Genomic DNA, 14,201 nt, shown 5'->3' on the forward strand with positions numbered 1-14,201 from the left:
TTGTACGGCTAGCGGCTTAGTACACGTAGCTGAGGGCCGTGCGGTCGTTGGCGTTGAAGTTGCGGTTTTGGCCGCTGCCAATGCAAGCCAGCATCCAGGAGTTGGGGTCGGCGCCGGCGGGCGTACCGGGAATCAGAATAGCTCCTACGGTGCTGGCCCCCTCGTTGCTGGTCGAGCCGCCACAGCTGTAGCTGCGGTCCATGTAGTCGGTGTGGCGGAAGCCGATGCAGTGGCCAATCTCGTGGGCCAGAATGGTGGCGATGTAGGTGCTGGGGTTAGCCGTACCGATGGCGTTGGAGTTCACCAATACTTTGTTGTGGGGGTTGCCATTCGACGGGAAGCCGGCCGAGGCGAGGTAGCGGGCACTGCGCGGTGCCTTGTCGAGGGTGATTTCGGCGCCTGAGCTTACCCGCACCATGCGCAGGGTCAGGTTCTCGGCATTAAAGCGGCGAATGGCTTCGTCGGTTGCGGTAATATAAGCCGAAGGAAGGGCCGTGGTAACGGCTACCGTGATGGTGCGGCCCGAGCCTACGCTCACCAGGTTGGTGGTGCGGTACTGCTCTTCGTCGCCTACGCGCAGCAGCTGGGCCGGGCTGGGCGAGCTCAGGTTTTCCGGGGTAAGGAAGATGTCGCCTTCCACCAGGTAGCCGCCTTCAACTTTGGTAGCACCCTGGGTGGTGAAGCCCAGCTGCTTAATCTGGTTGAGCTCGGTTGCCGATAGCTCATCGGTTGTGGTTACCGACTCGGATTCTTTCGAGCAGGAGGAGAGAGCAACAGCAGCAGCAAAGCACAGGGCGGCGGAAATGGTAGGTATTCTCATAGCGTACGAAAAAGGAGTGAAGTGGAGTAAAATGTGGAACTGTTAACCCAGCAGGATTTTCTATTCAGGGTTGGTTTAAGTGCTTGTTTTTTTATGGTTTATATAAAAAAAGGCCCGGCTTCAGCAAGCCGGGCCTTTTTTATTTCAGCGGATATACTGTTTTAACCAGCCTAGTAAACGTAGCGCAGCGCGGTTACGTCGTTGGCGTTGAAGGGGCGGTTGGCACCATAGCCGATGCAGGCCAGCATCCAGGAGTTGGGGTCGGCGCCGGTGGGCGTGCCGGGAATGTGAATGGCGCCTACCGTGCTGGCGCCCTCGTTGTAGTAAGAGCCGCCGCAGCTGTACTGGCGGTTCATGTAGTCGGTGTGGCGGAAGCCGATGCAGTGGCCAAATTCGTGGGCCAGAATGGTGGCGATGTACGTGGAGGCATACGAGGTGCCGATGGCACCGGTATTAACCAGCACCTGGTAGTAGGGGTTGCCACCAGAAGGGAAGCCAGCGGAAGCCAGGTAGCTGGCCCCCGATGGCGAGGGATTCAGCACGATGTTGCCGCCCGAAGTAACCCGGGTAAAGCGGATAAGCAGGCCCTGGGCGTTGTAGCGGCGAATGGCTTCGTCGGTGGCCGTTATGTAAGCCGAAGGCAGCGACGTGGAAACGCGGATGCTGATGGTGCGGCCCGAGCCCACGCTCACCAGGTTGCTGGTGCGGTACTGCTCTTCATCGCCCACGCGCAGCAGCTGCGGGTTGTTTTTATTGGCCAGGTCTTCCTTGCTGAGGACGATATCGCCCTCTACCAGGAAGCCCCCGTCCACAGCTTGAATGCCGGTAGTAGAAAAGCCCATCTGGCGAACCTGGGTAATCACATCTTCGGTAACCTCATTTTTGGAGACTACCTGCTCGCTTTCTTTCTGGCAGGAAGCGAGGGTGAGCACCGAGGCAGCGCAAATGGCGGCAGCGGAAAGTACATTTTTCATTTTCATAGAGGGTTGGGAAAGGGTTGGTGATGGAAATGGTTGAAAGATGTGCACAATTACGGCAGAATAATTATGAAATATGTGTACCAATTCGTGAAACTTTAAAATTATTTCAAAGTACGTGTGTGCGCAGGTGCCCGTTCCTTGTGATTCATGGCAATAGAGGGCGTTTTTCACCCGTTGTATAAAATTTTGTCCTTATCCATTATTGTTGAGGCTTTTAGCTGGTTTGGTTACACAGCGCCAGGATAAGGCTAGCAAAATCCCGCACCTGGGTGGCCGGCTCGTAGCATCAGCTAGGCAAGCGTCCTCCCGTATACTCTGCTATGCGCGTGGTGCCGCATCCATCCTTGCTTGAGGCGCAGCAGGGCTTTCGCGGCTATGTGCTTTTACCAGAGGGGCTTTTAAAGCTGCTTCGAACAGCGTTGGCCTTTGCTCGGCTGGGTTCATAAGCCGGCACTACAGCGGAGACGAAGCTGGCTGAGTGGCCTACCGAGCTGCCGGAGCGTCAGGTGCTCCGCATGCCGCTATTGCTAAGGCCCTGCCCCTGTGTTCGGCCGCAAACCTTTTGGCTTGCCGAAACGGTTATCTTTGCTAGATTCCGACTTCCGCAGCCCGGGCAAAGCGCTGCTTTACTATATATATCTCAGCCTAATGGCTTGTACAACTTGTTCATCCGGCGGCGGCTGCTCTACCAGCAAGGTAGGCGGCTGCGGCTCTAAAGGGGGCTGTAGCTCCGGCGGCTGCACCCGCCTAAATGTGTTCGACTGGCTGGCCGATGTGGACGTGCCCGATTCTTTTGCCGGCTTTGACGTGGTGGAGGTACGCTTTAAGGGCGGCCGTAAGGAGTTCATGCGCAACGAAAACCGCCTGCCTCTGGTAACCGGCGACGCCGTGGTGGTGGAAGCCGCCGGCTCGGGCTGGCACCTGGGCCACGTATCGCTGAAAGGCGAGCTGGTGCGCCTGCAGATGCGCAAAAAGAAGGTGCCCACCGATTCCAAGGAAATCCGGCCCATCCTGCGCATCGCCACCCCCGACGACGTGGAGCGCTGGGAAGCCGTGCGCGACCTCGAAAACAGCACCATGTTCCGGGCCCGCGCCGTGGTAGGGGAGCTGCGGCTGCGCATGAAGCTCAGCGACGTAGAGTACCAGGCCGACCGCACCCGGGCCCTGTTCTACTACTCGGCCGAAGACCGGGTTGATTTCCGGGAGCTGATTCGCCGCCTGGCCGATGAGTTTCGGGTGCGGGTGGAGATGCGCCAGATTTCCCTGCGCCAGGAAGCCGGCCGCCTCGGCGGCATTGGCGTGTGCGGCCGGGAGCTGTGCTGCTCCACCTGGCTGCAGGACTTCAAAACCGTGAGCACCACCGCCGCCCGCTACCAGAACCTGAGCCTCAACCCGCAGAAGCTGGCCGGGCAGTGCGGGCGTCTCAAGTGCTGCCTCAACTACGAGCTCGACGCCTACCTCGATGCCCTCAAGGACATTCCCCAGGTGCAGCGCCCGCTGCAAACCACCAAAGGCGATGCCTTCCTGCAGAAAACCGACATCTTCCGCCGGCGCATGTGGTTTGCCTTTAAGGGCGACAACAACTGGGTGATGCTCGACACGGCCCGCGTGCGCGAGCTGCTGGAGATGAACAAGCGCGGCGAGAAAATCGAGAGCCTGCTGCCGCCCCGCGAGGAGGCGCCCGCGCCGGAGGTATCGGCCATTGTCGAAGGCTCCCTCGACCGCCTCGATGATAAAATCAAGTCGTCGAAGCGCAGCAAGCGCAAGAAAAAGGACAAAGACAAAGAGCGCAGCGAGGCCGGTGCCGCGGTAGCTGGCTCGCCGGAAGGCAAAGCTCCCCGCGAAGGGCGCGAGCCCCGGGAGCCCAGGCCTGGCCGCGAGCCCCGCGAAGGACGTGCGCCCAAAGGTGAAAAGGGCGAAGGCCGGCCGCCCCGCGAGGGACGGGAGCGACGGGAGCGCGACGGCCGCCCGGCCCAACCCGGGCGCATCGCTGTGGCGGAAGCCCCCGGCGGCCCCCGCCCCCCCGAGCAGATGACCAGTCCCGGCCCCGGCGATGTGGACCATCTGGTGCCGGCTCTGGGCGACGTGCCCGAGCAGCGCGGCCGGCGCGGGCAGGCAGCCCGCCCCAGCAACCGCCGCGGCGGCCGCAGCCGCGGCGAGGGTGCCCGCGCAGAAGGCGAAGGCAGTGAAGTGCGCATCCCCCGGGAGCCCCGGGAGCCGCGGGCCGACCACCGCCCCGACCCCGCAACCGCCCCCCGCTCCAAGGCGGAAGCCAGCGGCGAGCCCCGGCCCCGCAGCGAAGCCCGCGAAGGGCGAGGCGGCCGGGGTGGGCGCGACGGCAGCCGGCGCCGCGGCGGCCGGGGCGAAGGCGGCCCCTCATCATCGACGCCCCCGCCTGCCGCTGGCTAGCTTGTAGCAGTTGTTTACCATGAAAAAGCTTGTTCTCTGCCTGCTGGCGGCTGCGCCGCTGCTGCTCACTGCCTGCGACCCCAACCGGGTGTTCGAGAAGAATACCGACTTCGAGAATTACTCCTGGGACGTGCAGCAAAAGCCGGCCTTCACCTTCGCCATCGACGACACCACGGCGCGGTACGACGTCTATTTCAACGTGCGCAATGCCTCGGCGTATGGGTTTTATAACCTGTACGTAAAGCACACGCTCACCGGGCCAAAGGGCCCGGTGGGCCGGCCCCTGCTGCACCACATGATACTGATGGACCCCAAAACCGGGGAGCCGCTCGGTAGCGGTACCGGCGACATCTACGACCATCAGATTCGGGCCCTCCGCCAGCTGCGCTTTCCGCAGGCCGGCAACTACACCCTTACCCTGGAGCAGTACATGCGCCAGGACCAGCTGCCCGGCCTTATGGCCATCGGCGTACGGGTGCAGAAGCTGAAATAGCTGATGGATGTGCTGAATGTGCGGAATGTGAAAATGGGGGAATGAGGTTTCCGGCGGTTGGCAGGTAAGGCAACTCCGTGGCCATCCTTCCTCTTTGTAGTGACCACCTTCTATTGTAAAAAGCCCCAACGCCATAAAAGGCATTGGGGCTTTTTACTTGTCACAATTCAAGGCAGTGCGATGCCAGGGCAGGGATGGCCACGACAGCAGCCGGAAACCTCATTTCCCATTTCCCCATTTTCACATTCCGCACATCAGCACATCAGCACATCAAACAATCCGGGTCACATCAACCGCGTTGGGGCCTTTCTTCCCGGCCTTGATGTTGAACTGCACCCGGTCGCCTTCCCGGATTTCGTGGACAAGGCCGGTTTGGTGAACGAAAATTTCTTCGCTGGTATCATCGGCAATGATGAAACCGAAGCCTTTGGTGTCGTTAAAGAATTTGACGGTGCCGGTAAGCATGGAATAAAGAAAAATGAAGCCGGCTGAAAAAAGCAACCGGCTGGTGGGAAGTAAAACTGCCAGCGGGGGATAGGAGCCCAGGCAGAACTGCAAATGTAAAAATGCGGGTTGAAATTGGCAGAGCTCCTGCTGCAGGCCCGGCAAGTTGGCTTTTAGGAAGAAAACCACCGGCCTGAGGGTGCGTATAGATGAGGCGCTTATGCGCGTCCTTCCACTCCATACCCACCCTACTTGCGCCATGAAAAACGAGGAAAACCTGAATACGGAATCGAATAGCATTGCCGGTAATCCCACCAATGGGCCGGCGGGCAATACGGCGGCGAGGCCCTTGCCGGTATCTACCAGCGCCACGCCCGAGGGGGGCTCGCCCACCCAGCTGCCCACCGCGGCCAGCATGGGCGCTGCCGGAGCAGTCGGCCGGCAGAATGCTACCTCCAGCGAGGAGCTGGCGGCCTCCGCAACCAGCGCCGGCATGGGTGGGGTGGGACGCCCCGGCAGCCTCCAGGAAAACAAAGCCGCCGACCCCTCGGCGCTGAAGCAGCCGGCCCGCCGGGGCCGCAAGCCCGGCTCGACCAATAAGGCCAAGGAAACCCCAACGGCCGCCGCCAGGCCCCAGGGCCGGGCCAAAAAGGAAGAACAGGACAGCACCAGCCGCCAGCCGGAAAACTACGGCGGCAACTTTGGCAACGACATGCACGGCAGCTACCAGGACGAGGCCCGCTACGACAACCAGGCCAGCGACGCCAGCCGGGGCGAGTTTGGCGCTTTCGGCCGGCACGCTACCCACGGCGGCTATGGCAACCAGAACCGCGAGTTCGACTATAACCGCCAGGGCTCGGCCGAGGACGGCTATTACGGCGGCCCGGGCCGCTACGGCCACCAGCACAACGCCTACCGGGACTACGATGGCCGCAACGAGCGCTGGGACGAGCGCCGCGACTATGGCTACGACCGGGGCTTTCATCCATCCGAGGAGTACTATGACCGCCGCGGAAGCTACGACCGGCCCCGGGGCAACTTCAGCAACGGCTACCACGACTACCCGGACCGGGAACAGCACAGCGGCAACTACAACGATGGGCGCGGCAACCGCTTCGACAACCGCAACCAGCCCGACCGGGGCGACTACTACAGCGGCCGGCAAAACGACAACGGCTCCCGGCAGGGGCGGGGGGGCGGCTACGCCGACGACTACGGCCGCAGCTCCCTGGGCGGCCGCGACCCCTACGGCCACTCCCGCTACGACGAGCGCCGTGACGAGCGCGGCGGCTATTCCCAGGGCGGCTACTCCCGCCGCAACCAGGACGAGGACTACCGCTCCTCGCGGGGGGGCTACGACAACCAGGGCAGCTCCGGCGGGCGGGGCGGCCACCGCGAAGACGACTACAGTGCCGGCAACCGGCAGGGCGGCGTAGGCAGCACGGGGCAGCGCAACCGCTACGGCGAAGGCTACGGCTACGGCCACAGCCGCAGCGAGCAGCCCCGCCGGCCCAGCTACGACACCGGCGACGACCGCAACGGCTACGGCCGCAGCTACCAGGGCAACAGCAGCCAGGGCTACGGCTCGCAGGGCGGCTCTTACAACGATGCCTACGACGATAGCCGCCGCGACAGCCGCCAGGGCTCGCCCTCGCGGGGCGACTACCGCCGCGAAGATGCCGACCGCAACTACGGGCAGGACCAGCGGCCCCAATATCGCAGCGACGACGACCACGACTACGGCACGGCACCGCGCCGCAACCGGGGCCGCGACGGGGAAGGCGACGAGTAAGCCTGCCCACCTCTCAGTTAAAGGCCCGCCTGAGCTTCAAGCGGGCCTTTTTGCGGCAGGCAGCGGCTCTTATAAGGGTTGGCTGACGCCCTGGCACTGAAAGTGCTACTGGCGCCATTTTCAGAAGAGTGACCGCCAAATTGTATGTTTACGGCTTGTTAGATGCAGTTGCCATGCCCACTGAAGTTCGCGATACTTCCGAGTTTTTCGACCAGCTCACCAACGAGCTGCTGGCATTGCGCGTGCTGGCCCAGCAGCGTTTCCGCCCGCTGAGCCCGGAAGTATTGAACCGCCGCCCGTCGCCGGGGCGCTGGAGTGTGGGGCAGTGCCTGGAGCATCTCAACATCGTGGGCGGCCACTACCTGCCCGAAATTGCGGCCCGCATCAACAAGGCCATGGCCCAGGGCTCCAAGCCCGCCCCCACAGCCAGGCACGGCTTTGTGGGGCGTAAGTTTATCGAGGCCATGCGCGCCCCGGCCAGCCAGCGCAGCTATTCCTCGCCCGAGCGGTATGCACCCACGGGCACGCGCCTGCCGCGCACCGTTACGGAGGTGTTCAGCCGGCAGCTCGACGAGCTGCTGCGCCTGGTGCTGCTGGCCCGCCAGGTAAACGCCAACGCCGTGCGCATTCCCAATCCGCTGATTCCGCTGCTTTACTTCCGCCTCACCGACCAGCTGGAGTTTCTGATTGTGCACATCCAGCGGCACGTAGCCCAGGCCGAAGCGGTGCTGCAAAGCCTGCCCGTAATCAATGCCGCTAAAACGGCTTCGTAGGCATTAAGCTAAAAAGCAAAAAGCCCATTCAGCCGTGCTGGGTGGGCTTTTTGCTTTTTAGCGCTGTGCTGAGCCCGGTGTAAAGCGCTGAGATGGCCAGGACCCGAACATGCCTTTTGCCGGGCCTGAAGCACGGATGTTTCACATACTTACTCTGAGAGGTTCTGAGGAGTAAGAAATCGGTATGGCATGTGCAATAAAGCCAGGGTACTCATCTTTATAGTCCTGGTTACCCTCTATCTGCCGAAACGTATGCGTTTTTTTCTGCTTGCCTTTTTACTGCTGCTCATGACCATTCACTCGGATTCGGCTACACCGGTTCCGCCGCCGGACCCCTTTGCCAAGCAGTGGAAAAAGGTTGATGCGCTGCTGGCAAAGAACATGACGGCCTCGGCGGCGCCCGTGGTGGAAGCCATATATCAGCAGGCCCGCAAAGAGCAGAACACGCCGGCATATGTGCGGGCCCTGCTTTACAAAGTCCGGCTGCTGGAAAGGAAAGAGGAAGATGCGGATGAAAAAGCCATAGCCCTGCTGGAAAAAGACTTGCAGAAAGCCTCGTTTCCCGCGCGTCCCATTATTCACTCTATTCTGGGGGAGCTGTACACTAATTACCTGAATAGTAACCGGTATCGCATCTATGACCGCACGGCCGGCGCCACGCCTTCCAGCGACAGTACCGCTACGGCCGACGTCGGCACCGGAATTTCAACCTGGGACATTGGGCAGCTCGGCTCGGCCATTGTGCGGCACTACTACCTGTCGGTAGAAGACCAGCCTCAAAAACAGCTAAAAATCACGTTGGCGCAGCTGGGCAGCCTGGTTACCGGGGGCAATGACGAGGGCCGGGCCCTGCGCCCCAGCCTCTATGACCTGCTGGCACACCGGGCCATCACAGGCCTGCAAAATCAGGAGCTGTACATCACCCGGCCTGAGCAGCAGTTTCAGCTCACCGAGCCCAAGCTGTATGGTGCCGCCGCCGAGTTTGCCGCCCTGCGGCTGCTGGCCCCCGAGCCGGACTCGTTGAACGGCCAGCTGCATGCCCTGCACGTGTTGCAGCGCCTCACAGCCTCGCGCCTGCAGCTGGCCGGCGACAACCAGGCCGCACTGGCCGATGTGGATTTGCTGCGCGTAGCCTACCTGCACGGGGTGAGCCAGAACAAGGACTTGAATAAGCTTTACCTGCCCGCTCTCGAGCGCATGGCCCAACAGTACGCGGCCCTGCCCATTGGCACGGAGTTCCTGGTTCGACAGATAGAGCTGCTGCGGACGATTAACCCCGTAGAAGCAGTGCGCCTGGCCCGGGTGGCGGAGTCGCGTTTTCCCCAGTCGCGGGGAGGCCGGCAGGCCCGGCGTATCCGCGAAGAAATTGAACTGCCTTCGGTCGAATTTCGCGCCGCCGACATTGTAGCACCCGGCCAGCCCTGGCGGTTCGACGCAACGATACGGAACGTAGAACGCTTACACGCCTGGGCCTACCGCATTACGCTAAGCGAATGGCAGCACTTCAACAGCTACACCGACCGTCGCAACCACACCTTTGCCGAGCGCTATGCCCGGGCCCTGAAAGCGCGTCCGGCCGCCACCTGGTCGGTACCCATGCCGCCCGCCGCCGCGAAGTACCAGCCACAGGCGGTGCCCGCCGCCGGAGCGGCGCTGCCCAGCGGCTACTACCTGGTCATGCTCAGCAGCAAAAGCACCAACCCTACCCAGCAACAGCGGGGCGAGGTGACCAGCTATGCTGTGCTGGGCGTAAGCGGGCTCTCGGCACTCAGACAGTTTGAACCCAAAACCGGGGACCAGCGGCTGCTGTTGCTGCACCGCCATACCGGTGTGCCCCAGAGCGGGGTAAAGCTGCAGAGTACATTCGCCCGCTTCGACCAGAAAACCCGCAAGGAAACGTACCGCAAGGGCAAGGTGCTGGTAACAGCCACCGACGGTGAGGTGCTGGCAGAGCGGCCCGATTTGGTAAAGAAGGAGTATATAAAGGAAGTGCGGGCGTGGAGCGCGGCCGACACGCTGATAATCACTAGCAATGACCGGCGCTACGAATCCTATGAGGAAAGCTGGCGCTCTAGCCAGCAGCCCAGTGAAAGGCAGCGCTACCGCACCACGTTCCTGTATACCGACCGGGCCATCTACCGGCCGGGCCAAACGGTTTATTTCAAGGGAATATTGACTGAAACGGAAGGGGAAAAGAGACGACTGCTCCCACAGGAGTCAGTATCGCTGCGGCTGGTCGATGTAAACGGGCAGACGGTGCAAACACTGACGTTTACTACTTCCGAGTTTGGCTCTTTCAACGGCTCCCTTCTGCTGCCAACGGGCCTGCTCAATGGCATGATGAGCCTGCAGGCCGACAACGGCGGCCATAGCTTTACGGTTGAAGAGTATAAGCGGCCCACATTTGCGGTCGCTTTCGAGCCGGTAAGCGGCCGGCCCGAGCTGGGCAAGCCCATAACGGTAGAAGGGCAGGCCAAAGCATATGCCGGGCAGGCGGTGGACGGGGCCACCGTAAGCTTTCGGGTGGTGCGCCAGGAGTTGTGGTACATGTACGGCTACGGCCGGCATGGGGGAAATAATGCGCTGGAAATTGCCCACGGACAGCTCACAACCGATGTCCAGGGACGATTTGCCATCACCTTCACCCCCCCTTTACCCGAGGAAAACCCTTCGCGTCGCTGGCGACCAGGCTACCTTTTTCAGGTCACGGCCGACGTCGTTGACGCCGCCGGCGAAACGCAGACTTCCACCCAGACCATCGTTATTGGAGAAGTGCCAATTAACCTGCAGCTGGACGGCCCCCCGGAGGTAGATAAGCAGCGCCCGGCCAGCTTCCGCTTATTTAGCACCAACGCCACCGGCGAGCCAACGCCGGTAGCGGGCAGCCTGCGCATTCTGGCCCTTCGCTACCGGCCCGAGCCGGCCGGCGTGCCGGCCCCCATCGAAGGGGAAGCTGCCGACGACAAGCCGGAGCTGGTAAAGACCCTGCCTTTCGACACCAAGGCCGGCCCGGATATAAAGCTGGCGGCTGCCCTGGCCGAGCTGCCCACCGGCCGCTACCGGCTGGAAGCGCAGGCGGCCGATACCGATTCGGCACAGGCCCGGCACGACTTTGTGCTGTTCGACTCCAATGCTTCGGTGGTACCCTTTGCCGCGGCCAGCTGGACGAAGGTGCTGCAGGATTCGGTGGCGCCCGGGCAGCCGGCTACTTTGTTGCTGGGCAGTAGGTACGCCGGCACCCAGGTACTGCTGGAAGTGGAAAGCGCAGGAAAGCTGCTACGAAAAGAGTGGCTGACGCTGGCTGAAAACGAGCAGCGTAAACTCACCATTGCCCCTAACCAGGAAGATGCCCGCGCTCCGCTGGTGATTCATACCACCCAGGTGCTACACAATCAACTCTATCGCTACGATGCAACGGTGGCCATGCTTGAGAACCCGGAGCCGCTTCGCATCGACCTCAGCACTTTTCGCGACCGCCTCGCGCCGGGGCAGCGGGAGACCTGGCGGTTGACCATTCGTCAGGCCGACGGCAAGCCAGCAGATGCCGAGCTGCTGGCTACGCTCTACGACCAAAGCCTGGACGTATTTCAGCCGCACAGCTTTGGTGCACTGGTCTTTAGTGACTGGCGTTATTATCCAACGCTTTATGCCTGGAATGGCAGCTTCGGCCGCCTGCACTCGCAGCTGTTGTTTGTGGACCGGCTCTCGGATGTAGCAGGGTACGTCTCGTACCCACGGCTGATTAACTGGAATGAGGTTGGGTATGGACTGTCGGGATGGGGCTATGGCCACGCCCGGCCGCAAAGCATGAGCAGCAGAAGCAAAGCCAGAATAAGCTCCACGGCAGCAACCGATGAGGAGGTTGGGGCATACTCCAGCAGCGATGATGCGTCCTTCTCCGCCCCGACGCCAGCCGGGGCGGCGCCGGCAGCTGCCGCCGCTCACCTGAAAATGGAGGATATGCTTGGCGCTGCCAAGCCCGCTGCAGCCGACCTTTCGGGGATAGTGGCCCGCAAGGACTTCCGGGAGACGGCCTTCTGGCAGCCGGCGCTGCGCACCGACAAGGACGGCAACATCGTGCTGGAGTTTCAGATGCCGGAAGCCGTGACGCGCTGGCAGCTGTTTGCCCTGGCGCATGACAAGCAGCTGCACACCGGGCAGCTGGCCCGGCAGCTGGTTACGCAGAAGCAGCTGCAGGTGACGCCCAATATGCCCCGCTTTTTCCGGCAGGGCGACCAGATTACCCTCACCGCCAAAGTCAGCAACCTTTCGGAAAGCCAGCTCAAGGGCCAGGCCCAGCTCTTTTTGCTGGACGCGGCTACCGGCCAGGATATTACCAGCCAGCTGCTGAAAGGCGATGCCCAGCAGGCCGTGACAATTGAAGGGCTGCAAAGCACCGTGCCGGCCTGGAATGTAAGCCTGCCCGCCGGCTTTGAGCCCGCCGCAATTACCTGGCGCGTGGTAGCTCAGGCCAGCAGCGAAACAGGCTCGAAGAAGCGCAAGGCCAGAAACCAGGCGGCGTCGTACACCGACGGTGAGGAAAACACCCTGGCGGTTCTTCCCAACCGCATGCTCATCACCGAGAGCCTGCCCATGACGGTAGTAGGCGCCACAACCCGGGAGTTTGAGCTGAAAAAGCTGAGCAGCACCAGCAACAGCACGCGCCAAAACCATTCCCTCACGCTGGAGATGACCCCCAGCCCCGCCTGGTACGCGGTGCAGAGCCTGCCTTACCTGGTGGAGTATCCCTACGAGTCGGCCGAGAACGTATTTAGCCGGCTCTACGCCAACCTGATTGCCGCGCATATACTGCGGTCGAACCCCCGCATCGTGGATGTGCTCAAAGAATGGCAGCGGCAGGCCCAGAACGGTACGGCCGCGCAAAAGAATGCCCTGGAAAGCAAGCTGGCGCAAAACCAGGAGCTGAAAAACCTGCTGCTCCAGGAAACGCCCTGGGTGCGCGACGCTCAAAGTGAAACCGAGCGTCTGGCCCGGCTGCTGACCTTATTCGACCAGCCCCGGCTGGAAGCCGAAACGGCCCGGGCCCTGGCCAAGCTCCAGCAGATGCAACAGCCCGATGGCGCCTTTCCCTGGTTTGAGAAGATGCCCGCCGACCGCTACATCACCCAGCTAGTGGTGGCGGGGTTTGGCAAGCTGCGCAAGCTGGGCGTATTCAATGCCTACGATAGCAAAGACCAGGAAACCCAGCTGATGCTGGCCAACGCGCTGAGTTTCCTCGACCGGCAGCTGGAAAACGACTACCAGGAGCTGCGCCGGATGAAAGGCATTAAGCTGAGCAACGACCATTTGGGTGACCTGCAAACGCAGGCTCTCTACGCACACAGCTTCTGGCACGACATCAACCAGAAAACCGATAAAGACCAGGGCCATACGTATTTTCTGGAGCAGGCGGCAAAGTATTGGCCAAGCCGCACGCGCTATCTGCAGGCAGAAATTGCCCTGGCGCTTTTTCGGGCAGGCAAAGCGCCGGCTGCCAAGGAAATTATGCGCAGCCTCAGCGAGAATGCCCTGCACTCGCCGGAGCTGGGCATGTACTGGAAAGAGGTACGCGGCGGCTACTACTGGCGCGAGGCACCCACCGAAACGCAGTCTACCTTGATTGAAGCCTACCACGAGGTCGACAACGACCAGAAGGCGGTCGACGAGATGAAGCTCTGGCTGCTCAAGCAAAAGCAAACCCACAGCTGGGAAAGCACCCGGGCTACCGCCGATGCCTGCTACGCCCTGCTGCTGCGGGGCTCCGACTGGCTGGCTCCCCGGCAGCCCCTGAAAATTACCGTGGGCGGCGAAAAGCTGAAAGCGCCGGCTGCCCAGGCGGGTACCGGCTACATCAAAACTTCCTGGGCTGCCAGCGAGGTGAAGCCAGCGCAAGGCCGGGTAAAAGTGGAGAAGGCCGACGGCGGCGTGGCCTGGGGGGCACTGTACTGGCAGTACTTCGAAGAGCTGGATAAAATCACGCCCGCGGCCACGCCCCTGAGCCTGGAGCGCCAGCTGTACCGCGAAACGCGTACCGCCGGTGGCCCGGTGCTGGAAATGCTTACGGCTGCCTCTCCGCTGAAAGTAGGCGATGCCCTGGTCGTGCGCCTGGTGCTGCGCACCGACCGCGAGCTGGAATACGTGCACCTGAAAGACCAGCGGGCCGCCGGCCTCGAGCCCATCGGCCAGACCAGCGGCTACCGCTACCAGAATGGGCTGGGCTATTACGAAAGCCCACGCGACGCAGCCACCAACTTCTTCCTGGGGGCAGTGCCGCGCGGCACGCATGTATTTGAGTACCGGCTGCGGGCCGCCCAGGCCGGCAGTTTTTCCGGTGGCCTAAGCCAGGTGCAGTGCCTCTATGCACCAGAGTTTGGCGCCCACTCCGCCGGAATGCGAATCGGTATTGTGCGGTAGGCAGCCGGCACTACCCATTGGGCGGCTGCGGGAGGGAGTTCGGCTGGCAAGGGGCGCCTTTGGCCGGGCTTGAGGT

General features: G+C 62.1%; 8 protein-coding genes. 5 read left to right on the forward strand and 3 right to left on the reverse strand.

Annotation, left to right across the window (positions count from 1 at the left end):
• Positions 1-16: 16 nt before the first annotated feature.
• Together ABD919_RS19655 and ABD919_RS19660 are read right to left on the reverse strand one after the other, a co-directional pair.
• A complete protein-coding gene (locus tag ABD919_RS19655) occupies positions 17-820 on the reverse strand; it encodes a M57 family metalloprotease (RefSeq protein WP_345237771.1) in 804 nt (267 codons plus the stop codon).
• A gap of 170 nt (positions 821-990) precedes the next feature.
• Positions 991-1,794 (reverse strand): M57 family metalloprotease, encoded by an 804-nt coding sequence (locus ABD919_RS19660; protein ID WP_345237772.1) that lies wholly within the window; start codon positions 1,792-1,794, stop codon positions 991-993.
• Positions 1,795-2,448: 654 nt separating this feature from the next.
• On the opposite strand from ABD919_RS19660, the gene ABD919_RS19665 reads away from it, so the two are divergent.
• Positions 2,449-4,209 carry a PSP1 domain-containing protein gene (locus ABD919_RS19665; RefSeq protein WP_345237773.1) on the forward strand — a complete coding sequence of 587 codons (1,761 nt, stop codon included), beginning with the start codon at positions 2,449-2,451 and terminating at the stop codon, positions 4,207-4,209.
• A gap of 19 nt (positions 4,210-4,228) precedes the next feature.
• Positions 4,229-4,702 carry a gliding motility lipoprotein GldH gene (locus ABD919_RS19670; RefSeq protein WP_345237774.1) on the forward strand — a complete coding sequence of 158 codons (474 nt, stop codon included), beginning with the start codon at positions 4,229-4,231 and terminating at the stop codon, positions 4,700-4,702.
• A gap of 270 nt (positions 4,703-4,972) precedes the next feature.
• Here the strand turns inward: ABD919_RS19670 and ABD919_RS19675 are convergent, their stop codons facing one another.
• Complete coding sequence (locus ABD919_RS19675) at positions 4,973-5,167, reverse strand: cold-shock protein (RefSeq protein ID WP_345237839.1); 195 nt, start codon at positions 5,165-5,167, stop codon at positions 4,973-4,975.
• A 238-nt stretch (positions 5,168-5,405) separates the two neighbouring features.
• Here ABD919_RS19675 and ABD919_RS19680 point away from each other — a divergent pair, with 238 nt between their 5' ends.
• From ABD919_RS19680 to ABD919_RS19690, 3 genes are all read left to right on the forward strand, one after another.
• Positions 5,406-6,938, forward strand: coding sequence for a hypothetical protein (locus ABD919_RS19680; protein WP_345237775.1), 1,533 nt, complete (start codon positions 5,406-5,408; stop codon positions 6,936-6,938).
• A 173-nt stretch (positions 6,939-7,111) separates the two neighbouring features.
• Positions 7,112-7,711 carry a DinB family protein gene (locus tag ABD919_RS19685; protein ID WP_345237776.1) on the forward strand — a complete coding sequence of 200 codons (600 nt, stop codon included), beginning with the start codon at positions 7,112-7,114 and terminating at the stop codon, positions 7,709-7,711.
• 288 nt (positions 7,712-7,999) lie between these two features.
• Positions 8,000-14,125: an alpha-2-macroglobulin family protein gene (locus ABD919_RS19690; RefSeq protein WP_345237777.1), complete on the forward strand. Its 6,126-nt coding sequence runs from the start codon at positions 8,000-8,002 to the stop codon at positions 14,123-14,125.
• Positions 14,126-14,201 lie beyond the last annotated feature (76 nt).

The organism is Hymenobacter saemangeumensis (assembly GCF_039541835.1).
Lineage (GTDB): Bacteria > Bacteroidota > Bacteroidia > Cytophagales > Hymenobacteraceae > Hymenobacter > Hymenobacter saemangeumensis.